A 21,266-nucleotide genomic window follows, 5' to 3' on the forward strand; every position below is an offset into this window, starting at 1 on the left:
AACTCCCAATTATGACTGCAGCATATCAGACAGACGCGAAATTTTTCCGCGGACCGAGCCATCTATGACTAAGTCTCCTGCCGTGATAATTAAACCAGCAATAAGGCTGGCATCTATACTGCAAGTCAGTGTAACTTTGCGTGCTAGACGCTTCTCTAAAGAAGCACTAATTTCCTGTTGTTGTACTGAAGTAAGCTCAACAGCTGAAACTACATTAGCTTCAATCTCTTTTGCCCATTCAAGTTTCATCTCAACAAATTGTCGAGAAACAGCAGGTAGCGCTTCTAAACGACCGTTTTCAGCCATTACCTTTAACAAGTTCTGACCTTGCTCATTGAGCTGCTCACCACAAACTCCAATAAAGAGTTCTGCAAGCTTATTGCTAGCTAAGGCGCCAGCAAGCAGAGGCTTCATGGTTTCGTTTTCACTCACCATAGCCGCGAAGTTCAGCATTTCTGCCCAACTATCTACTGCATTTTTCTCAATAGCAAAATCAAAAGCTGCCTTTGCGTAAGGACGAGCGATGGTAGTTATTTCAGCCATAACTCAAACTCCTTATTTAAAGTTCAGCGACTAGTTTATTAACTATGTCACTGTGGGCGGCTTCATCAATCGAACGCTCAAGAATCTTTTCTGCGCCAGCTATTGCTAGTACAGCGACTTGCTTACGCAGGTCTTCTTTCACGCGATTACGTTCAGCTTCAATTTCTGCTTGACCCTGAGCGATGATTTTCGCACGCTCAGTGTCTGCTTCGGCTTTTGCTTCATCGACGATCTGAGCTTTACGTTTGTTCGCTTGCTCAATGATCTCGTTAGCAGTAGCTTTGGCGTCTTTTAGCTGGTCAGTGGCTTTCGCCTGTGCCAACTCAAGGTCTTTTACGGCGCGGTCAGCATCAGCTAAACCGTCGGCAATCCTTTTTTGACGCTCTTCGATGGCATTCATCAAAGGGGGCCAAACAAACTTCATGCAGAACCACACGAAGAGAATAAAGGCAACCGTCTGACCGATTAGGGTAGCGTTGATATTCACAACAGCCTCCTATTTAGTTTAAAGACAGAAGCGTTTATTACAGCATTGCACCAAGAGGGTTAGTGAAAAGCATGAATAATGCGATACCAACACCGATCATAGTTACAGCATCAAGAAGACCCGCAACAATGAACATTTTAACTTGCAGCATAGGAGCCATTTCTGGTTGACGCGCAGCGCCTTCCAAGAACTTGCCACCTAGTAGGCCAAAACCGATAGCGGTACCTAGAGCACCCATACCAATTAGTAGAGCAACAGCAATAGCTGTCATGCCTAATACAGTTTCCATCTCTATCTCCAAATATTCTAAATCTAGTTAGTTTATGATTTAGTTAATAAAAATTTACAGCAGTCCTTAATGATCTTCATGTGCCATGCTTAAATAAACAATGGTTAACATCATGAAGATAAACGCCTGTAAGGTAATAACCAAAATATGGAAAATCAACCAACCTAGCTGTAAAGTTACACCTAGAGTTGAAAGTGCCATATTTGCACCGTACATCAACGCAATAAGGATGAAAATCAACTCACCTGCATATAAGTTACCGAACAGACGCAATGCCAATGAAATTGGCTTAGCGATCAAAGTTACAGACTCTAACAGTAAGTTGACGGGTATCATTGCCCAATGGTTAAAAGGCTGCATGGTCAGTTCTTTAACAAAACCTGAAATGCCTTTGACTTTAATGCTGTAATAAATAATCAGCAAGAACACACCGATAGCCATGCTAAAGGTAATGTTTAAGTCGGTCGTTGGAACAACTTTCATGTAAGGGATGCCAACTAAAGCAGCAGCACCCGGGATCCAGTCAACTGGAACCATATCCATGAAGTTCATCATGAATACCCATACAAAAATAGTTAATGCCAACGGAGCAATAACAGGGTTGCGGCCATGAAAGGTTTCTTTCACGCTAGAATCAACAAACTCAATGATCATCTCGACAAAGCATTGAAGCTTGCCAGGAACACCAGTGGTTGCCTTTTTTCCTACGCTACGGAATAGCCACAAGAACAGAACACCAAGCCCAACCGAAAAGAACAACGAATCAATGTGCCATGTCCAGAAATTCCCTACACACTCAGGAGCGTTTAATGCTAAACCATTTTCGGTAGCACAAACCTGAAGATTAGTAAGGTGGTGCTGGATATAGCCCTGCGGTGTTAACGCTTCACCAGTTGCAGCCATGATTCATCCCACTTAACTTTGCTTGAAATATAAAGGAGCAGTCCAATGAACGATTAACGCTAAGGTATAACATACAAAAAGTGGCATAAAGCCGATTTTCATATTGATAAACACTAACGAAAACATTGCCATTGTAAGCAGCAACTTTACCGCTTCCCCCCAGTAAAAAGTCTTTACGACCTTAGCTGATGAACTTGCTCCCGTATGGGAAAAAGCGAGGGTTGCGAATACAAAATTAGGAAGTACAGCTATTGCACCACCTGCCAAAGCAGATAATCCAGACTGTGCTCCCCACATGGCGAAAAAGAAAACAGAAGCAATTCCAGCTACCGCCGCCTGCATCAATACCAATTTATAGGCTGACCACCGGCCACGACGAGCTAAAACTTTACTCAATTTATCTTCTCCGCATTAACGCTTTTTGTTTCGATGACCGGATTATATTTATCCGACCACTGTCGAGCGACAAAAAAGCTTGCGAAAGTATACCTTTTCAGGCCCTCAAAGCAAGTTTAAGCAGAGGAAAACCGAGTCTTTTAGCGTGATCTAGCGCCAAATATGCAAAAGTGTAAAATTAACAGTTGTCACAAAATTACGTAATATGGCGTTAACTTGGGAATTTTAGTTGATTTTACTGATAATACCGTCTAATTCAGCGAGATCTTGATAGTTTATTACCAATTTCCCCTTACCCTTTTTATTATGGGTAATGGAAACTTTCGCACCTAGCCTTTCAATTAATTGGCTCTCGAGCAGGGTTACATCGTGATCTTTTACTGGCTTTTCGACGATTTCAGCTTGGTTTAAGGTTTTATTAACTAATCGTTCAGTTTCGCGAACAGTTAATTCTTTAGAAGAGACTAATCTGGCAATATTAGTTTGCTCATCACCTTCGATGGCAAGTAAAGCTCTGGCATGGCCCATATCAATATCACCATACTCGAGCATACGTTTTACAGGCTCATTGAGGCCATTTAAACGCAGTAAGTTAGACACTGTTGCGCGCGATTTACCCACAGCGGTCGCTATCTGTTGATGAGTCAGGTCAAATTCGCGCATTAAACGATCGAGTGCAATCGCTTCCTCCATCGCATTGAGATCTTCACGTTGGATGTTTTCGATTAATGCGATGGCTATAGCAGCTTCATCGGGCACCTGCTTGACGATACAAGGTACTTTTTCAAGTTTTGCTATTTGTGCTGCGCGCCAACGACGCTCACCAGCAATAATTTCATACTTACTAGCAGATATCATACGCACAACAATGGGCTGAATGATACCTTGAGCTTTTATCGACTCAGCAAGCTCTTCAAGAGCCTCTGAAGACATATCTTTACGCGGTTGGTACTTACCTGGCTGCATCAAATCTATGTCTAGCATTAACAAGTCATCTGTTTTTGCCGTAACTTCAGCAGCTTCTTCAACAGAATTAAACTTCTTGCTTGCCGCATGGCTAGTACTGAGTAATGCGTCCAGACCTTTACCCAGCCCACGTTTTTTCAATGTCATTTCCACTGCCTTTATTTAAGCTTGCTCTAGCTCTTGATGCTGTTCCGCTCTGCGAATGATTTCGCCTGCCAGGGCTAAATATGCCTTAGCGCCTGCACTAGTCTTGTCGTAATACATGGCTGGTGCACCAAAGCTAGGCGCCTCGGCCAACCTGACATTCCTTGGAATGACGGTACGATACACTTTTTCACCGAAGTGTTGCTTGAGCTGATCGGATACATCATTAGCTAAACGATTTCTAGGATCGTACATGGTACGCAGGATCCCTTCGATATGCAGACCTGGATTGACCATGGCACCAATCTTACTGATGGTATCCATTAAAGCTGTTAGGCCCTCCAGTGCATAATATTCACACTGCATGGGAACCAGAACCGAGTCTGCAGCCGACATGGCATTCACAGTCAACATGTTCAGCGAAGGAGGACAATCGATAAATATAAAATCGTAATCGTCTTTAATTGGTGCTAATGCATTTCTTAACCTGATTTCTCGAGCAAAAAATTCCATTAGTTTGATCTCTGCCGCTGTCACGTCTCCGTTACCTGCGATCAGATCATACTTTCCACTGGTTTCTCTATAAACCACTTCATCAAATGACTTTTCATCGACCAACAACTCATAAGCAGTGTTTTCAACACTGTACTTATCAATCCCGCTACCCATGGTTGCATTACCTTGAGGATCGAGATCAATCAAAAGCACTTTACGCTTAGTCGCAGCCAAAGATGCTGCTAAGTTGACACAAGTTGTTGTTTTTCCGACGCCACCTTTCTGGTTAGCCACGGCAATCACTTTACCCACAATACCATCCTGTATGTCGTGTAAATATTATCGACACAATTGAAACCTATACCAAGTTGCTTGAAACATAAAAAGAATGCAACTGTAACGCTACTTTTTAACCACTCTTAATAAATGCCTTTGTTCATCGAGACAGGGAACGGTCAGTTCAATAACATCTGTGACTTCAAAGCCTTCAGGTAATTTAGCCATTTCATCATCGGCTAATTGACCTTTAAGTGCATAGTAACAACCATTTTCGGTAGGCAGATGATGACACCAATGCAGCATATCTTCGATTGAAGCAAATGCTCGACTCAGTACACCATCAAATTTGACTTCAGGTTCATAGGCTTCAACACGACTCTCTACTGAGCTAATGTTGTTAATGCTAAGTTCATGTTGAACTTGCTTCTGAAAACGAATTCGTTTGCCCAAGCTATCTAACAAGACGAAGCTTTTGTCAGGATTCATGATAGCTAAAGGGATCCCTGGTAAACCAGGACCCGTTCCGACATCAATAAAATGCTCACCAACAAGATGTTCAGATACCGCTAAGCTATCCATGACGTGTCTGATCAGCATCTGCTCGGGATCTCTGACAGCTGTCAGATTGTAGGCTTTATTCCACTTATTGAGCATCTCAACAAAACCGATAAGCTGCTTTTTTTGCTGTTCGGTAGCAGTCAGGTTCATTTCAGCTAGATATTCATCTAATTGGGCTGATAACACAGGATTAATCCTTAATAGAAAAGCTAGTCATTACTAACTGGCTATTATGAGGCGCTGTACGGACTAAGGGAAGCGCAAAAGGCTTCCCTTAGTAATAATTCATTAAAATGATGAGTAAATTAAGACGCTTTTCTGCGAAGTAAACCACGTCTTTTAAGATGAACCAGTAAAATTGAGATTGCAGCAGGTGTCATACCAGGAATTCTCGAAGCCTGACCTATGGTCTCTGGCTTATGTTCATTCATCTTAGCGATCACCTCATTCGACAGTCCAGGCACCTCTTGGTAATCCAGATCTAATGGCAGTCCGGTAGTCTCGTGTTTAAGCGCCTTGTCAATTTCATCTTGCTGACGTTGAATATAGCCAGAATATTTTACTTGGATCTGTACCTGTTCGGCAGCACGTTGATCCTCAATTCCAGGACCAAAACCTTCGAGTGACATCAATTTAGGATAATCCATTTCCGGACGACGTAGCAGATCTTCAAAAGTCGCTTCTCGTGAGATAGGCGTATTCAACTCAGGGTTTAATACATCGAGTAACGGTGAATTTGGGTGAACCCATAGGCTTCTCAATCGTTGCAGTTCTAATTCGATAGACTCACGTTTCTGATTGAACTGGCTCCAACGATTTTCATCGACTAAACCAAGCTCATGACCTTTTTCAGTTAAACGCAGATCGGCATTATCTTCACGCAGCAACAAACGATATTCGGCACGGCTGGTAAACATACGATAGGGTTCTTTAGTTCCTAAAGTTGAAAGGTCATCAACCAATACACCTAGATAAGCCTGATCACGGCGTGGACACCAGGTTTCTTTCTGCTGAACTTGCAATGAAGCATTCATTCCGGCTAATAAGCCTTGAGCACCAGCTTCTTCGTAACCAGTAGTCCCATTGATCTGTCCGGCGAAAAATAATCCATTGATCGTTTTAGTCTCTAGCGAATTTTTCAGATCTCGTGGATCAAAGTAATCATATTCGATGGCATAGCCTGGCCTAATGATCTGCGCATTCTCCATGCCTTGAATCGATCTCACTAAATTGAGCTGAACATCGAAAGGTAAGCTTGTGGAAATACCATTAGGATAGATTTCATTAGTATTTAATCCTTCTGGCTCGATAAATATCTGATGTGAAGATTTATCGGCAAAACGATTGATCTTATCTTCGATAGAAGGGCAGTAACGTGGACCGACACCTTCAATCACTCCTGAATACATAGGACTGCGATCTAAACCGCCACGAATAATGTCATGAGTACGCTCATTGGTATGAGTCACATAACAAGAAATTTGGCGAGGATGATCTTTAACATCACCGATAAACGACATCACAGGTAAAGGCGTATCACCTTTCTGTTCAGTCATCAGATCGAAATTTATGGTATTGGCATCGATTCTTGGTGGTGTACCAGTCTTTAAACGACCGATCCGGATCGGTAATTCTCTTAAGCGATCTGCAAGTGCGATCGATGGGGGATCACCAGCGCGTCCACCGCTGTAATTTTGTAATCCAATATGGATTTTACCACTAAGGAAAGTCCCAGCAGTTAACACCACTGCAGGGGCTTCAAAAGCGAGTCCCATCTGAGTAACGACACCAGTGACACGACCATTTTCAACAATCAGATCGTCTACAGCCTGTTGGAAAAGTCTTAAATTGGGCTGGTTTTGTAGTATTTGTTGGATCTTGGCTCTGTACAGGGTTCTATCGGCCTGAGCACGAGTGGCTCTCACTGCTGGGCCCTTGCTTGAATTTAAGGTTCTAAATTGAATTCCTGCAAAATCAGTCGCTGTCGCCATTGCACCGCCAAGTGCATCGATCTCTTTTACCAGATGTCCTTTACCGATCCCACCAATCGCTGGATTACAGGACATCTGTCCTAACGTATCAATGTTGTGTGTCAGCAACAGGGTCTTAGATCCCATTCTAGCAGCGGCCAAAGCTGCTTCCGTTCCGGCATGACCACCACCAACAACAATTACATCAAACCGTTCATGAAAATGCATTACAAAACCTTAAATTAAAACTGACGTCGATAAAGATCTACTGTGAATTTGAGATGCGCATTTTAGCACCTGAATGACAGAAGGTGAATGATCATTTTAGCTCGAAAGATCGCAAGTGGATCTGCTTAATAGATCTTAAGATCTTTATATAGATCCTTATTATGTTTATTATTAAGGGAGCTATTTTCTGTGGGTAACCGTTTTTTCTCTTTTATTATCATGAGTTAATCGCGATCGAAACTTGTGATCTAATCTAGATCAAACTGGCTTAAGCTTGTGGGTAGATCGGCTACTTATCCACAGGGGCGATCATTGACCAGATCGGACCTTGAATAATACAGAGGTTGATCAGAAGAAAATAATAGGTTATCCACAGATTTATCATTTTAGATCGTAATATGTGGATAACAACGATCTAAATTGTGAATAGATCCTTTTGTTATCCTTTTAAATGATCTTAAAGTTGATCTTGCCATTGTGCTAACCAAGCTAACGCGGGATCTTCTGGGGTATGATCGTACTGTACATCGATCTGGATCTTATCCACATAGACTTTTGCTTGGCATTCTTCTAATACTTGCGCTAATTTTTCGGGTCCTTGACAGAAAGTGTCGTAACTCGAGTCACCGATCGCACAGATGGCATATTTTGTATCACTGAGATCCGGTTTTTGGATCGATATTTCATCAAAAAATGGCACTATATTGTCCGGAAGATCGCCAGCGCCATGTGTAGAAGAGACGATCAACCACAATGATTTAGGGTCTAGATCGGCAAGTTTTGGGGTCATATGTACGATGTTTTCATGTCCTAATCCGCTTAGAACTGTCGAAAATTCGTCTGCAACGTACTCCGCATTCCCTAAAGTTGTGCCCACTAGAATGTCTATTTTTGACATGTTTATTCCTTATTTAGCCTAAATATTCAGTACAAAATAGCTATTTTTAGCCTCATTTTGCTCTGATTAGAGCTTATTACTGGCTTAAATGATTGAGTATCTGCTGTACATATTAAGTGAAAAACCGACTTGGATCTTGTGACTTAATAGGATTTACATCAGAATTTTGATAGATAAAGCCTAGGATCTAGACCTAATAAGCTTCAGTTTTGGCTGGTTTTGTCGCAAAAAGTAAGTCGTTAGCCTTAGCTATCTCTTTGGCCGCACCAAGGCCGGTATCGTTACTGGAAGTTATTTTGCTCCTATCTAACACCATATTTATTTTAAAAACGCATTATTAATATGATTATATCAAGTCTTTGCCTGCTCTATTAATCCTTATCACAGCTAGTTATCCGCTCTTTTTCACACATTAGCGAATGATGAATCACTGCTATACTTGAGTTATTGACTCGGGTACTTTTCATTGTTTGTAATACCAACTATAGGTGTAGCTCAATCGTTTCTGACAAGCGTGAAAAGATCTATTGTGAGGGTAAGAGCATGTTAAGGCATTACTTTATATCTAATGATCTTGATGATCTGGAGAAGGTGGAGCAGGAACTTGAAGCTGAAGGGATCACAGAGCCACAAATTCATGTATTAAGTGAAAAAGATGCTGACGTTGAAAATCACCATCTACACGAAGTAGAGCCCGTGCTGAAACTCGACGTGGTTCATTCAACCGAAGTAGGCGCTGTGATAGGTTTAGTGGTTGCTTCGGCCACACTGATGATTGCCTACCAGATGGGTTGGACCACAAGTGAAGCGGGTTGGTTACCATTCATTTTTCTGGCAATAGTCATACTTGGTTTTTGTACCTGGGAAGGCGGTTTCATCGGTATTCAAAGAAACAATATTCATTTTGAACGCTTTCAAGAGCTACTACATAAAGGTAAACATGTGTTATTTGTCGATGTCGATGCTAATCAGGAGCCTGTATTTTCCAGAGTTGTTAATGCTCATCCAAAGCTAGAACCCGCGGGTTTAGGAGAAGCAACACCGCACTGGGTGGTTCGTTGGCAGGATAAATTTCATATTTTCATGAAGACTATGCCTTAGTAAAGAGAGCTAAAATCTAAGCTGGTTTTATGTTGTAACTGCAATTTTTTTTGACGTTATTAAGCGCCTGTCAGGCGCTTTTTTATTGCTGATGTTTAGCCCTAGATCAGGAGAGATCTTCATTTATAGTCTATGGTATTAAGTAGTCAGAAAAACGTTTTATCTCGTTATTTTAAGTGTGGGCACTCTAGAGTTCAGCTGCTTTAAGTGTTTACTTTCTTATAGGGATGGGTGGTATGGCTATCGCGGTCGTTATCCTGCTATTAGTACTCGTATCAGTAATATTTCATTTCGCTAGCCCTTGGTGGTTTACACCAATAGCGTCAAATTGGACTGCCATCGACGACACCATTAGCATCACCTTTTGGATCACAGGTATTGTGTTTATTTTGGTCAATGCCTTTCTTGCCTTCTGTGTTTTCCGCTTTCGATTCAAAAAAAATCATCGTGCTGACTATGAACCTGAAAATAAAAAATTAGAGGTGTGGCTGACGGTCATCACGACTATAGGAGTCGCTGCTATGTTAGCGCCTGGCTTAGTCGTGTGGGGGCAATTTGTGACAGTTCCGGAAAATGCCAAGATATTTGAAGTTGTTGGTCAGCAGTGGCACTGGAGTTATCGGTTGCCCGGCAAAGATGGTGTATTAGGCCAAAGTGCGGTTGAGTTAATTAGTGAAACTAATCCCTTTGGCCTTAACCCAGATGATTTAAATGCCCATGACGACATATTGATCCCCAGTAATGTGATGCATATAGTTATCGATCAACCGGTAAAAGTCATGCTGAGATCGAAAGATGTATTGCATAACTTTGCCGTGCCACAGTTTAGGGTGAAGATGGATCTGGTGCCAGGGATCGAGACCTTTCTCTGGTTTACACCAACACGACTTGGTCGTTTCGAGATGTTATGTGAAGAGTTGTGTGGCATGGCTCATTACACTATGCGTGGTCAGATTGTGGTGGACACGGCCCAAGACTATCAAGCTTGGCTGGATAAACAGTTCACCTTCAGAGAGTCACTCGATGCACCAGCGGGGGATCTGCAGTTAGGTCAAAGTTTATATGCCAGCTGCGCCGTCTGTCATGGCAATAATGCACAGGGCAATGAAACGCTCAATGCACCTATGCTAGCGGGGCAGTCTGCTTGGTATTTAACCCGGCAGTTACACTATTATCAGAACAAGATTCGTGGCAGCAACCAGCAAGATACATATGGCCAGCAAATGTCTGCTATGGCCAATACCTTAGTCGATGCTAAAGCGATAAAAGATGTCACGGCTTATATTGCATCATTGCCAGCTCTGGCTATCTTTCCTGCCTCGGTGAATAACGACTCTCTGGCTCGATCCATAGAGAGTGGTCAGCGGCTATTTACCAATTGTGCCTATTGCCATGGTGATAATGCCGAGGGGAGGTTTGCCCTCAATGCGCCAAGACTTGCGGGACAACACGCTTGGTACTTAAAGCGTCAATTACAACATTATCGAGCTAGCATCCGTGGTTCTCACCGTGAAGACATCTACGGTAGTCAGATGCTGTTAATGTCCCGTTTATTACAAAATGAGCAAGCCATAGATGATGTGATTGCCTATATAAGTCGATTAACGCCATCTTTAGCGAAACAAACTAAAAAAGTGCAACCAGAAAAAGTGCTAGGGCTAGATCATAAACAACAGGAGGTGAGCCAATGAGTTTCACTGCCATTGCCGATCAAACCGATAATTCTCACCATCCGACTAGTTTCGTTACTAAGTATATCTGGAGCCAAGATCACAAGGTGATCGCAATTCAGTACTCTATCACCGCCATTTTTGTCGGTCTAGTTGCTTTAGTTTTATCGGGGATGATGCGGTTACAGCTTGGGTTTCCTGATAGCTTTTCCTTTATAGAACCCAGTAGTTACCTGCAGTTTGTCACTATGCACGGCATGATCATGGTTATCTATCTTCTTACCGCTTTGTTGTTAGGTGGGTTTGGTAATTATTTGATCCCCTTAATGATTGGTGCGCGTGACATGGTGTTTCCCTATCTTAATATGTTGAGCTACTGGACTTATCTTCTTGCAGTCATTGTATTGTTAGCTAGCTTCTTCGTTCCCGGTGGGCCGACAGGGGCTGGTTGGACTCTATATCCGCCGCAAACTATTTTACCTGGTACGCCAGGAAGTGATGGTGGCATTATCTTAATGTTGGTATCGCTGGCAATATTTATCGTCGCCTTCACCATGGGGGGCCTCAATTATGTCACCACCATATTGCAGGCTCGCGCCAAAGGCATGACTCTGATGCGTATGCCATTGACTATTTGGGGAATATTTATCGCCACCATCTTAGGCCTGTTGGCATTTCCAGCCTTGTTGGTGAGTGCCATTATGATGATGTTAGATAAGTTGGTGGGAACCAGCTTCTTTATGCCTGCTATTTTGTCTTTAGGTCAGCCCTTAGATTATACCGGCGGCAGTCCGGTGCTATTCCAACACCTATTCTGGTTTTTCGGTCATCCGGAAGTCTATATTGTGGCACTGCCTGCTTTTGGCATGGTATCTGATGTTATTGCGACTCATGCGAGAAAAAATATCTTCGGCTACCGCATGATGGTTTGGGCCATAGTAGCCATAGGAGGCTTGAGTTTTGTAGTCTGGGCCCACCACATGTATGTCAGTGGTATGAATCCTTATTTTGGATTTTTCTTTGCCACAACCACCTTAATAATCGCGATACCTACAGCGCTGAAAGTGTATAACTGGGTACTGACATTATGGCGCGGTAATATTCATATGACAGTACCTATGATGTTTGCCATCGGCTTTATTTTTACCTTTACTCACGGTGGATTAACCGGGCTGTTTCTGGGAAATGTGGTGGTCGACTTACCTCTGTCGGATACCTATTTTGTGGTGGCACATTTTCATATGGTGATGGGGGTTTCACCTATTATGGTGCTGTTCGCCGCCATCTATCATTGGTTTCCTAAAGTAACGGGTCGTTATCTCAACTCAGGTTTAGGTAAGTTTCATTTCTGGATGACCTTTCTTGGGACTTACTCTATCTATCTGCCCATGCACTATCTGGGCTTTCTTGGGGTGCCACGGAGATACTTTGCTATGGGGCCAACCGAGTTCATTCCCGAGTCGGCTCAATCTCTGAATGCAGGCATTACCATATCGGCGCTGATTGTCGGCGTGGTGCAACTGATATTCCTGTTCAACATTATCTGGAGCACATTTAAGGGGAAATTGGCTGGGCCTAACCCTTGGAATGCCACTACGCTGGAGTGGCAAACTGAACACACGCCACCAAAACATGGTAATTGGGGCAAGGCTAATCCTGTGGTTTACAGGTGGGCTTATGATTATAGCGTTCCTGGAGTAAAAGAGGACTTCATCCCGCAAAATGTATCGCCAGGCGATGTTGTGATGCAAACAGAATTGCCTGATGAAGATATAAAGCCAAGGCAGATGAATAAGGAAGCCGAGTGATGAATATTCTCAAACAGCTTACTGAAAAGCCTTGGTTAGCACAGCCTGCAGGGGTCATTGATAAAGCCCTCGTTGAATATCAGCCTGGCTCACCGGGTAAGACGGCTTTGTTATTTTTTATTGCTGTGGTCACCGTGATTTTCTTTCTGTTTACGGTCACTTATTTATCACGTTCTCAGTATGCCGACTTTCAGGCTCTGGGGGGCGAACCTTGGTCACCTCTGTATCAACCTATGTGGTTATGGATGAATACGGTTTGGTTATTTATGGCTAGTCTATGTCTGCAGCTTAGCGCTACACAGGCTAAAAAACAGCAGCTAAATAGCTTACTCATGTTGTTAACTGCGAGTGTTCTCTGTTCTCTGTTGTTTTTATTTGGTCAATGGAGTGTCTGGCAACAACTGAGCTCGCAAGGATTTATGATTAACTCTAATCCCGCCAATAGTTACTTTTACCTGCTTACAGCTATTCATGGTTTGCATCTATTTGGTGGCTTGTTTGCCTTGGCTAGGGTCGTGGTAATTTTTGCAGGTAAAACTCAACTAGAGACACTAAATAAAAGCCTAAAGCTATGTGCTTGGTATTGGCATTATTTATTCCTGGTTTGGTTATTCCTTTTTACGCTTTTAACTGCTTCGCCCAGTACCTATAACACTATCGCAGCCTGGTGTGGCTTGTAGGAGACGGCAATATGAGTGTCGAAGATAAACCCACAAACAGATCCACAAAAAACGCTACCCATGCCGATCCGGATAATTGGCAAGGTGCTGTGAGCGATTGGGGAGGAGATAAACAGGTTTTCAATATGCCTTGGGGTAAGTTGATGATGTGGTTGTTCCTGCTCAGTGATACCTTTATTTTTAGCGTTTTTTTGGTCGGCTATATGAATGTGCGAATGTCCAGTATGGATGCTTGGCCTCTCACCAGTGAAGTATTTGCCCTAACGATTGCCGGACATCATATTCCCCTAGTGCTTATAGCCATCATGACATTTATTCTGATCACTAGTAGCGGCACCATGGCGATGGCTGTTAATTATGCTTATCGTGGTGATAAGAAAAAGACCTTCTATTTTATGTTAGCAACCGCGCTGCTTGGGGCATCATTTGTCGGTATGCAAGCTTTTGAGTGGTCCAAGTTAATCATTGAGGAGGGAGTTCGCCCTTGGGGTAACCCTATGGGCTCGGCGCAATTTGGTGCCACCTTTTTCATGATCACTGGCTTTCATGGTATGCATGTTACTGCTGGGGTTATTTTTATCTTGGTCATTGCCAGACGCGTTGCTAACGGTCATTACGAAGGAAAAGGCTATCATATCGTCGAGATAACGGGTCTCTATTGGCACTTTGTTGATCTCGTTTGGGTGTTTATCTTTGGGCTTTTCTATCTCTGGTAAGCGATATAGAAAATAAGTTTTAAGATTTTCAAAGTAAAAAATTTATTGGACGCAACTATGGTTTGGTTGTTTATTTTGATAAGTGATAAGTGATAAGTGATAAGTGATAAGTGATAAGTGTACTGATTGAGGTGGTGTATGAGTCAGATAACAGATAAAGATACTGTGCCGAACGAGGTGGATAAAGCGCAGCCTAAGCTTCATCCTATTAGTCTCTACCTGAAAATCTGGGGGCTGCTCTTTGTGCTCAGTACCATGTCGTATTTGGTCGACTTTTATCAAGTGCAGGGGATATTGAGATGGACACTGATCATTGTATTTATGCTGTTAAAGGCTGGGCTCATCATCACTATCTTTATGCATGTCAGATGGGAGCGGCTGGCATTAAAGCTGCTGCTATTTATACCACCACTGGCTATCGTTGTGCTGATTAGCTTGATGGCGATAGAGGGAGATTACACTTTAGTTAACAGGTTAATATCCTTCCTCTCGGTATAAAGCGGCACAGCTCAAGGCATAAATAGTTTATTGGGAATCTCTATATGAGGATTAGCCTGCATACCAAGTTTACGCTCAGCATAGGCCTGATAATTATGGTCTTGTTAGGCTTGTTCACAGTATCATTTATGTATGTAAGTACCAGTAGTTCGGCTCATCAGTTACTTCGAAGCGCAACTTTGCTAGAACAGCCACGGGCCTTAACCAGCTTCACCTTAGTCGATCATCACAACAAACCATTCACTCAGTTCGATCTACAGGGGAAGTGGCATTTGCTGGCCTATGGTTTCCTCAATTGTGCCGATATTTGCCCCACCACTCTGATATTACTAAATCAACTTCAGCTTCGCCTGCAAGCAGATAATAAATATCAGGATATTCATCTGCTGTTCTATAGCATAGATCCTGAGCGTGACACGGTAGATAAGTTGGCGGAGTATGTGCCATTTTTTGGGCCTAACATCATTGGGTTGAAGCCTGCAGAGTCAGAATTAGTTAATGGAGCGTCTAAGCGGTTTGAACAGGAGTTGGGAATAAGAGTAAGAATAGAGATTACTGAGGGAGATAAAGACGCCTATAAGGTCAGCCATGGGGTCGCCATCTATCTTATCGACCCACAAGGCCGGCTCCACGCAGTATTTAAACCGAGTGTGGATCCCTTCGGTATTAATCATTTTAACCATGAAGATCTCTATCATGATTATGTTCTGATACGTAAACTTGCTTATTGAAAAGGTATCGCTGGGCTCAAGTTAGCGATTACACCTTTAGATCTGTCATTAGGCTCTCCAGATTATCTGCCTGTTGATGCAGAGACTGTATCTCCGCTGATGCTTGAGTCACCATGGAAGCCAAATGCTCTGAGCCGCTACGGACCCGTTCCACATCTGAGGCTATGTTATCAGCTACAGCTCCCTGTTCTTCGGCCGCAGCCGCTATCTCTATGCTGCGATCAGCGATATATTTATTTTGACCGGAAATATCTTCGATGCTCTTACTCACCGATTCCATCAGCTGCTCACTGGTCTCAGCTTCTGTGACCGTTTGTTGCATCACTGCCATCAACTGTCGACTATTCGTCTGTAGTGTCTCTATCATCTTCTGAATTTCAACCGTGGCATTTTGAGTGCGACTGGCTAAGGTGCGAACTTCATCGGCAACCACGGCAAAACCTCTACCTTGCTCTCCGGCTCTTGCTGCTTCTATAGCGGCGTTCAACGCCAATAGGTTGGTCTGCTCTGAGATGGCTCTAATGGCTGAGACGATAGCATCGATCTGTGCAGCATTAGCGTCTAGTTTGGTTACTGCACTCGAGGCTGAATTTATCTCTGTTGTTAACTTCTTTATTGCAGTTAAGGTTTGCTCTACCTGAGATTGTCCCTGGTCGGTGGTTTTAGTCGCTTCGCCAGTTTGAGTCGATGAGTCATGGGCATGAACTGCCACCTCACGTATTGATGCCGCCATCTGCTCGGTGGCACTGGCCAAAGAGTCAATCTGCTCCTGTTGTTGGCTGGTCAGCTTCGTGTTCTCATTGCTGCGTTGGCCTAGCTGTGAACTTATCTGCTGGATCAAGGCTATCGCTTCTTGAGTGGCCTTAACTAAAACATGCTCTCGTTCTGACACCCTGTCTATGGTCTGAGCTATCAGGTTAAATTCGTTACGTGCAGGGGCATAGTTTATACGGGAGGCCAGGTCGCCGTTAGCCAGGCGTAAAACGGCATCATAGATGTTAAACAATGCGCCTCCCATGAAAGTCTTGATGTAGTAACTGCTCATGATCAGAAATAGGATACAGATTGAGATAATACTCAAATGACTTAGATTTAATGAAGAAAATAGTCCTGGTAACTCGCTGCCGCTCAGATATTGGTTACTTTCAGCTATCTGAATAGGAAATAGTCCGTTTCTTCCTTGTTTCACATTGCTGCCGGCGAGCAGGTTTGAGACTTGAGTACTATTGAGTTCGGTGTTGGCAATCAGGCCTGCTACTAACCTTACTTCTTGGTGTAGAGCCTGTTCTTGTTGATTTTGAATGGCATTGACTAAGGTAAAACTAACGATGATCATCGCCAACAATGAAGAACAAAACAGGATTAAGAAATTTTCCTGAATTTTCAGGTTTACCAGAAACTTATCTATCCAGCGAAATGCGACTTCTTTCATTAGGGGCTTCCTGAATGATTGTTATAGTTGGCCGTCCCTAGTACAGTTTTCGTCCTTAAATAACGTAAAGGGTAATGGTCTATTGTTGTGTTTTCGTGTTGGTATGCTACTCCAGTAAACATAAACATTGAAAGGGATCCAATGTAAATTACAATTTTCAGTAGTACATCACATGAATGATGACCAGATATAAGTATAAAATCAGACCAGCATTCAAAAGTCGATAACCTCACACTGGCTCTAAAACTCGCAATAGGGGTGGTTTGGGGATATGAAATATTTATTTTAATTAGAGCGGCAGAATTTATGACAAGTAAAATAATTTTAGATACAGATCCGGGTATCGACGATGCCATGGCTATCATTTTTGCCGAGGCACATCCTCAGATAGAGCTTAAGGCCATAACCTGCGTTTATGGCAATGCCACCATAGACAATGCTACTCATAACGCGCTTTTTCTTAAGCAGAAGTATAACTTGCAAGCCGATGTAGCCAAAGGGGCCGCAAAACCTATCGTTCGTCCGCCAGTCGGGGCTACAGTTGTGGTGCATGGCGAGTCAGGCTTAGGTGATGTACTGGCGCCAGCCGAATTATCTGTTAAAGCCGATCCGCGTCCAGCTTATCAATACATTATCGACGCCCTCAGGGCCGAACCGGGTGAAATTACTTTAGTGGCCGTGGGTCCACTGACTAATTTGGCTTTGGCATTGGAAGCGGCTCCCGAAATAGTGACTCTGGTTAAAGAAGTCGTGGTAATGGGCGGTGCTTTTGGCGTCAACGATCATAGGGGCAATGTGACTCCCTATGCCGAGGCCAATATTCATGATGATCCCCATGCTGCAGATATTGTGTTTGGTGCAGCTTGGCCCGTCGTCATTATCGGCTTAGATGTGACCGAGCAAAGTTTCTTCACCAAAGATTACCTGGATCGACTCAGAGATGATGCCGCTGAGGTTGGCCAGTTTATTTGGGATATAAGTCGTTATTACTTAAAGTTCTATTCCGAGAAGGTGGGGTTGGAAGGCTGTCACGTGCATGACCCATCGGCTATTGCCTATGTGATAGATCCATCACTGTTTACCTTGCGTGATGGACCCGTGCGTGTCGTCAGCGATGGTCCTGCGGAAGGTATGACAATACAAAAATTCGATAAACGTCAGTATATGCACGATGAGTGGCAGAGCCATGCGTCACAAAAAGTGGGTATAGCAGTAGAAAATGAGCGTTTGTTATCCCTTTATCGTCAGACCATCATAGATTACAGTCAAAAACGATGAACAAGTCAGTATATGCGAGATGAGTGGCTCTCTATCGTCAGGTCATAATCGACTAGTGATAAAACGATAAACAAGATATGGCTATGGCGGGAGCCTTTGATTTAAAAGGTATCCCGCTCTAGTGAAGGAAGTGCTAGCTCATTGCCTGTACTTGAGAGCCGAGTAACCAGATAGCTAGGGCGAAGAATATCATTCCCATAAATTTATTCTGATTAGCTCTAAACTTTTCATTTTTAAGTAATGGCTTACCTAACGTCCCCACCATGATAACCAGCAATAAGTTAAACAATAGCCCCATCACATTTAGCAATAAGCCAAGCGCTAGCATCTGCTCGCCGGATGTTGCTGTAAGTTGAGGTGAAACAAACTGAGGTAGAAACAGCACAAAAAACAATAATGCTTTAGGGTTTAGCAGATTACTGAATACCGCGCGTCGATACAGCATTTTAGCCAGGCCCGATTGCTGTTCAATTTCTGGCGTATCCGCCGCGCCACTACGCATACAGTCCCAGCCCATCTTTAATAGATAGGCGCCGCCTAAAATCCTGAGTACCTGCAAAGCCATAGGGTTCATGGCAATTAATGCCGAGACGCCCATAGCGGCAAGTAGTGTCAGTATGAGTCCAGAGGTGGCGTTGCCTAAACTGGCAAATAAACCGACTTTCTTACCATAGCTTAAGCTAGAACTTGCTATCAGTAGCATGTCAGGGCCAGGTATAAGGAGTAGGGCAATAACAGTGGTTAAATACAGTGGCAGTATAGCGAGATCGATCATCATAAATGCATAGGTTGGAACAGACGGCGGCATTCTACCTCTAACAGGATCTATCGGCAGTAGTTTCTCTGCTGTTTTTGAGAACTCTTAGCTATTAAAACTCAATTTTACTGAGATATTTGTACTAGGGTAGGATTTACGGATGAGTGATGTTTCTTACAAAACAGCTAAGCGTTATAGCGTCATATTTTTGTCAAAGTGGCTTAAACACTGGCTTACATAAGGTTCGCTAGCTTGTTTTTTTATAGTTTTTTATTCAGTAACTATATTTTTTGGTTATAAATATTGCGATTTTTCAGGTATCAGTAGAAAAGTGCTTTAACTTACTGTGAGAGTTTATTGGTTAGTGAATTTGATTTTTACCGCTTTGTTTACTAGCAGGCAATATTGAATTCAAATGAACATACTCACAATGACTAGGTCACTGGCTATTTGATATTAACTTTATGGAAAACAGCTAACTGATTATTTGTATTGATCAAATATCACCCGTCTCTATTTACTTTAGTTTGTTATGGGCATCGCCATAAATTTTATATTCGTTAATGACAGGTCTGGATAAGTCTATAAAAAGACTCGTCACACATAGGTTCATTTCTTCTAAAACTCACATTTAGCATCCACTTATTAAGCGTTCAATAAAATGGCACTAAGCAGGATGTTTGACGTAAATGATGACCAGTCAAAACTCAATAAATACAGACAAATCAGACAGCATATTGACAGTATCGGCTGTATGAATTTTACTCTAAAATGGTTTCTATAATCTCGTTACTACTAATAAATATGGACATTACAGCTAGTTTTTAGTGGTGACATTAGTTAAAAGTTTCTCGAGTTACGTCGCGAACAGCCTCACGAACCACTTCACGAAATAGGTGAATAAAGAGTCCTTATGTTACGTTTTATTTTATCAATCACCATCATTTACGCATTCTGGTTAACTTACCAAGATGCATCGGAATACTTTGATGAGCAGTCACTGAATGAAGTCGAACTGGCTCAGGCAGAAGTTACTGTAAAATTAGCCAAGCAAGCGGCTCTGCTGGAGGAGACTAGGCGTTATAGCCTGATTGAAGATCTAGGCAGTGAGTAAGCCTATTATTTGCCAATAAATTGGGGTCCTAAGCCAGATATAACTTCTTCGATTTAGGTTGTTTCTTTCTCTGTGCTCTCTGTAACGAATCCCTATCTAAGTGTTTGTTCGACCTAGAGTCTCTCGTTCGCGAGCTTATCACTGCCGTTATGTTCACCCTCCGTGGTGAATAGTTTGGATTGTCGCTTTATATTAACGTTTGAAAAAACAAGAGTATTCTCACCACGGAGTGCTTCGCTACACGGAGTGCACGGAGGTAAAAATTTGAAATTAAACCGCGGTTACCTCTTAGATGTCTTTTTATTTTTGATGATTGAAAGCTAAAGGGGCTTTAGTGTGTTGTTTTGCTATTATATAGGGCTAAATCACCTTTTAGCCTTGAATGTAATATGAAATTAGATGAGATAATTACCACCCTGAGTCGTGGCGACCTAACAGAACTTCCTGTTGATGCCTTGTTGGCGGCTAGAGAGCGGTGGTCTGAGTTACAGCCTGTTATTGATGACTTGATGCAGCAGTTTATTGCTAAAGAGGCGTTGACCGATCCTGAGTCCAACCTGCTCTTCTTTGGCATCTGTCTGATTATCGACCGTAAGCAGTTTAGTCAATTTGATTCCCTGATAAAGCTCACCAACAAGGATGACTGTAATAGTCCGTTAGAGCTCTTACTCGGTGACTTTATCGCTTCAGATCTATCTACCGCTTACTATATTTTGGCGCAAGGTAAGCCTGAGCAACTAGGTTATTTAGTTAACTCTGATCAAGCGGGTGAACTGGTTAAGATGGCGGCCTTGAGTGCACTGTTCTCACAACTGCATACTGGCCAAATTGATCGAGACACACTCAATAAGAACATTCCCGACTTTATCGAAAGTCTGCTTAAAAGCGATCAATCCATTGCACTTTTTGAACTGATTAATCTGCTTATTTCTAATGAGTTCAATCAATATCACAGCCAGTTTTTGAGCTATGTAGAGAGTAAATTGATAGATGAAGGTCCAGCTGAGAACCAGTGCATTATAGATTGGGATAATCAGTCTATAGGGTATTCAGAGTGGGAAAGTGGCCTAATAAGCGGTGAGTATGATGTGATTGATTCACTTAGCCAGTGGGCAGGTTTCAATGCTGAATCTGAGATGAATGATGCAGACCTTATGGCCGTCTTCGATGATTTGATGAATACCCCAGACGAACTAGATGAAAGGTACTTTGAGAGCTTTGATCCTAAACAGCCTTTTATCGCCGATATCCAAGCAGGCCGTAACGACCCTTGCCCCTGTGGCAGTGGTAAGAAATACAAGAAGTGTTGTTTGAATTAGGCTGTG

General features: G+C 42.8%; 22 protein-coding genes. 10 read left to right on the forward strand and 12 right to left on the reverse strand.

Features of this window, described 5'->3' with window-relative positions:
- Positions 1-9: 9 nt before the first annotated feature.
- The 10 genes from atpH to mioC all read right to left on the reverse strand — a co-directional run bounded on the left by atpH (position 10) and on the right by mioC (position 8,156).
- Positions 10-543: a F0F1 ATP synthase subunit delta gene (atpH, locus tag FM038_RS25060; protein WP_142873286.1), complete on the reverse strand. Its 534-nt coding sequence runs from the start codon at positions 541-543 to the stop codon at positions 10-12.
- Positions 544-559: 16 nt separating this feature from the next.
- Positions 560-1,030, reverse strand: coding sequence for a F0F1 ATP synthase subunit B (gene atpF, locus FM038_RS25065; protein WP_142873285.1), 471 nt, complete (start codon positions 1,028-1,030; stop codon positions 560-562).
- A gap of 37 nt (positions 1,031-1,067) precedes the next feature.
- Complete coding sequence (gene atpE, locus FM038_RS25070; RefSeq protein ID WP_011639455.1) at positions 1,068-1,319, reverse strand: F0F1 ATP synthase subunit C; 252 nt, start codon at positions 1,317-1,319, stop codon at positions 1,068-1,070.
- Positions 1,320-1,385: 66 nt separating this feature from the next.
- Positions 1,386-2,222 carry a F0F1 ATP synthase subunit A gene (gene atpB / locus FM038_RS25075; protein WP_142873284.1) on the reverse strand — a complete coding sequence of 279 codons (837 nt, stop codon included), beginning with the start codon at positions 2,220-2,222 and terminating at the stop codon, positions 1,386-1,388.
- Between the two features lie 12 nt (positions 2,223-2,234).
- The gene (locus FM038_RS25080; protein WP_142873283.1) at positions 2,235-2,618 is read right to left on the reverse strand and encodes an ATP synthase subunit I; all 384 of its coding nucleotides are present in this window, start codon (positions 2,616-2,618) and stop codon (positions 2,235-2,237) included.
- A 225-nt stretch (positions 2,619-2,843) separates the two neighbouring features.
- Complete coding sequence (locus FM038_RS25085) at positions 2,844-3,731, reverse strand: ParB/RepB/Spo0J family partition protein (RefSeq protein WP_142873282.1); 888 nt, start codon at positions 3,729-3,731, stop codon at positions 2,844-2,846.
- A 15-nt stretch (positions 3,732-3,746) separates the two neighbouring features.
- Entirely contained in the window at positions 3,747-4,535 is a 789-nt protein-coding gene (locus FM038_RS25090; RefSeq protein ID WP_142873281.1) for a ParA family protein, read from the reverse strand.
- A 90-nt stretch (positions 4,536-4,625) separates the two neighbouring features.
- Positions 4,626-5,246 (reverse strand): 16S rRNA (guanine(527)-N(7))-methyltransferase RsmG, encoded by a 621-nt coding sequence (rsmG, locus tag FM038_RS25095; RefSeq protein ID WP_142873280.1) that lies wholly within the window; start codon positions 5,244-5,246, stop codon positions 4,626-4,628.
- 119 nt (positions 5,247-5,365) lie between these two features.
- Entirely contained in the window at positions 5,366-7,258 is a 1,893-nt protein-coding gene (gene mnmG / locus FM038_RS25100; RefSeq protein WP_142873279.1) for a tRNA uridine-5-carboxymethylaminomethyl(34) synthesis enzyme MnmG, read from the reverse strand.
- Between the two features lie 457 nt (positions 7,259-7,715).
- Complete coding sequence (gene mioC, locus FM038_RS25105; protein WP_142873278.1) at positions 7,716-8,156, reverse strand: FMN-binding protein MioC; 441 nt, start codon at positions 8,154-8,156, stop codon at positions 7,716-7,718.
- 543 nt (positions 8,157-8,699) lie between these two features.
- On the opposite strand from mioC, the gene FM038_RS25110 reads away from it, so the two are divergent.
- From FM038_RS25110 to FM038_RS25140, 7 genes are all read left to right on the forward strand, one after another.
- Positions 8,700-9,257, forward strand: a complete 558-nt coding sequence (locus FM038_RS25110; protein WP_142873277.1) for an NAD/FAD-utilizing enzyme — start codon at positions 8,700-8,702, stop codon at positions 9,255-9,257.
- 236 nt (positions 9,258-9,493) lie between these two features.
- Positions 9,494-10,948 carry a c-type cytochrome gene (locus FM038_RS25115; protein ID WP_142873276.1) on the forward strand — a complete coding sequence of 485 codons (1,455 nt, stop codon included), beginning with the start codon at positions 9,494-9,496 and terminating at the stop codon, positions 10,946-10,948.
- Entirely contained in the window at positions 10,945-12,735 is a 1,791-nt protein-coding gene (locus tag FM038_RS25120) for a cytochrome c oxidase subunit I (RefSeq protein WP_142873275.1), read from the forward strand. The genes FM038_RS25115 and FM038_RS25120 overlap by 4 nt, the downstream gene beginning before the upstream one ends.
- Positions 12,735-13,415, forward strand: a complete 681-nt coding sequence (locus tag FM038_RS25125) for a cytochrome c oxidase subunit 3 (protein ID WP_142873274.1) — start codon at positions 12,735-12,737, stop codon at positions 13,413-13,415. The genes FM038_RS25120 and FM038_RS25125 overlap by 1 nt, the downstream gene beginning before the upstream one ends.
- Before the next feature lie 11 nt (positions 13,416-13,426).
- The gene (locus FM038_RS25130) at positions 13,427-14,131 is read left to right on the forward strand and encodes a heme-copper oxidase subunit III family protein (RefSeq protein ID WP_142873273.1); all 705 of its coding nucleotides are present in this window, start codon (positions 13,427-13,429) and stop codon (positions 14,129-14,131) included.
- A 138-nt stretch (positions 14,132-14,269) separates the two neighbouring features.
- Positions 14,270-14,629, forward strand: a complete 360-nt coding sequence (locus FM038_RS25135) for a cytochrome C oxidase subunit IV family protein (RefSeq protein ID WP_142873272.1) — start codon at positions 14,270-14,272, stop codon at positions 14,627-14,629.
- Positions 14,630-14,673: 44 nt separating this feature from the next.
- Positions 14,674-15,360 carry an SCO family protein gene (locus FM038_RS25140; protein WP_142873271.1) on the forward strand — a complete coding sequence of 229 codons (687 nt, stop codon included), beginning with the start codon at positions 14,674-14,676 and terminating at the stop codon, positions 15,358-15,360.
- Positions 15,361-15,388: 28 nt separating this feature from the next.
- Here FM038_RS25140 and FM038_RS25145 read toward each other — a convergent pair whose 3' ends face one another.
- Positions 15,389-16,792, reverse strand: a complete 1,404-nt coding sequence (locus FM038_RS25145) for a methyl-accepting chemotaxis protein (RefSeq protein WP_142873270.1) — start codon at positions 16,790-16,792, stop codon at positions 15,389-15,391.
- A 306-nt stretch (positions 16,793-17,098) separates the two neighbouring features.
- Here FM038_RS25145 and FM038_RS25150 point away from each other — a divergent pair, with 306 nt between their 5' ends.
- Positions 17,099-18,070, forward strand: coding sequence for a nucleoside hydrolase (locus FM038_RS25150; protein ID WP_142873269.1), 972 nt, complete (start codon positions 17,099-17,101; stop codon positions 18,068-18,070).
- 133 nt (positions 18,071-18,203) lie between these two features.
- On the opposite strand, the gene FM038_RS25155 is transcribed toward FM038_RS25150, so the two are convergent.
- Positions 18,204-18,845 carry a LysE family translocator gene (locus FM038_RS25155; RefSeq protein ID WP_185965814.1) on the reverse strand — a complete coding sequence of 214 codons (642 nt, stop codon included), beginning with the start codon at positions 18,843-18,845 and terminating at the stop codon, positions 18,204-18,206.
- 895 nt (positions 18,846-19,740) lie between these two features.
- On the opposite strand from FM038_RS25155, the gene FM038_RS25160 reads away from it, so the two are divergent.
- Both FM038_RS25160 and FM038_RS25165 read left to right on the forward strand, forming a co-directional pair.
- Positions 19,741-19,941 (forward strand): hypothetical protein, encoded by a 201-nt coding sequence (locus FM038_RS25160; RefSeq protein WP_142873268.1) that lies wholly within the window; start codon positions 19,741-19,743, stop codon positions 19,939-19,941.
- Between the two features lie 389 nt (positions 19,942-20,330).
- Positions 20,331-21,260, forward strand: a complete 930-nt coding sequence (locus FM038_RS25165) for a DUF1186 domain-containing protein (protein WP_142873267.1) — start codon at positions 20,331-20,333, stop codon at positions 21,258-21,260.
- The last annotated feature ends 6 nt before the right edge of the window (positions 21,261-21,266 follow it).

The organism is Shewanella eurypsychrophilus (assembly GCF_007004545.3).
Taxonomy (GTDB): Bacteria; Pseudomonadota; Gammaproteobacteria; order Enterobacterales; family Shewanellaceae; genus Shewanella; species Shewanella eurypsychrophilus.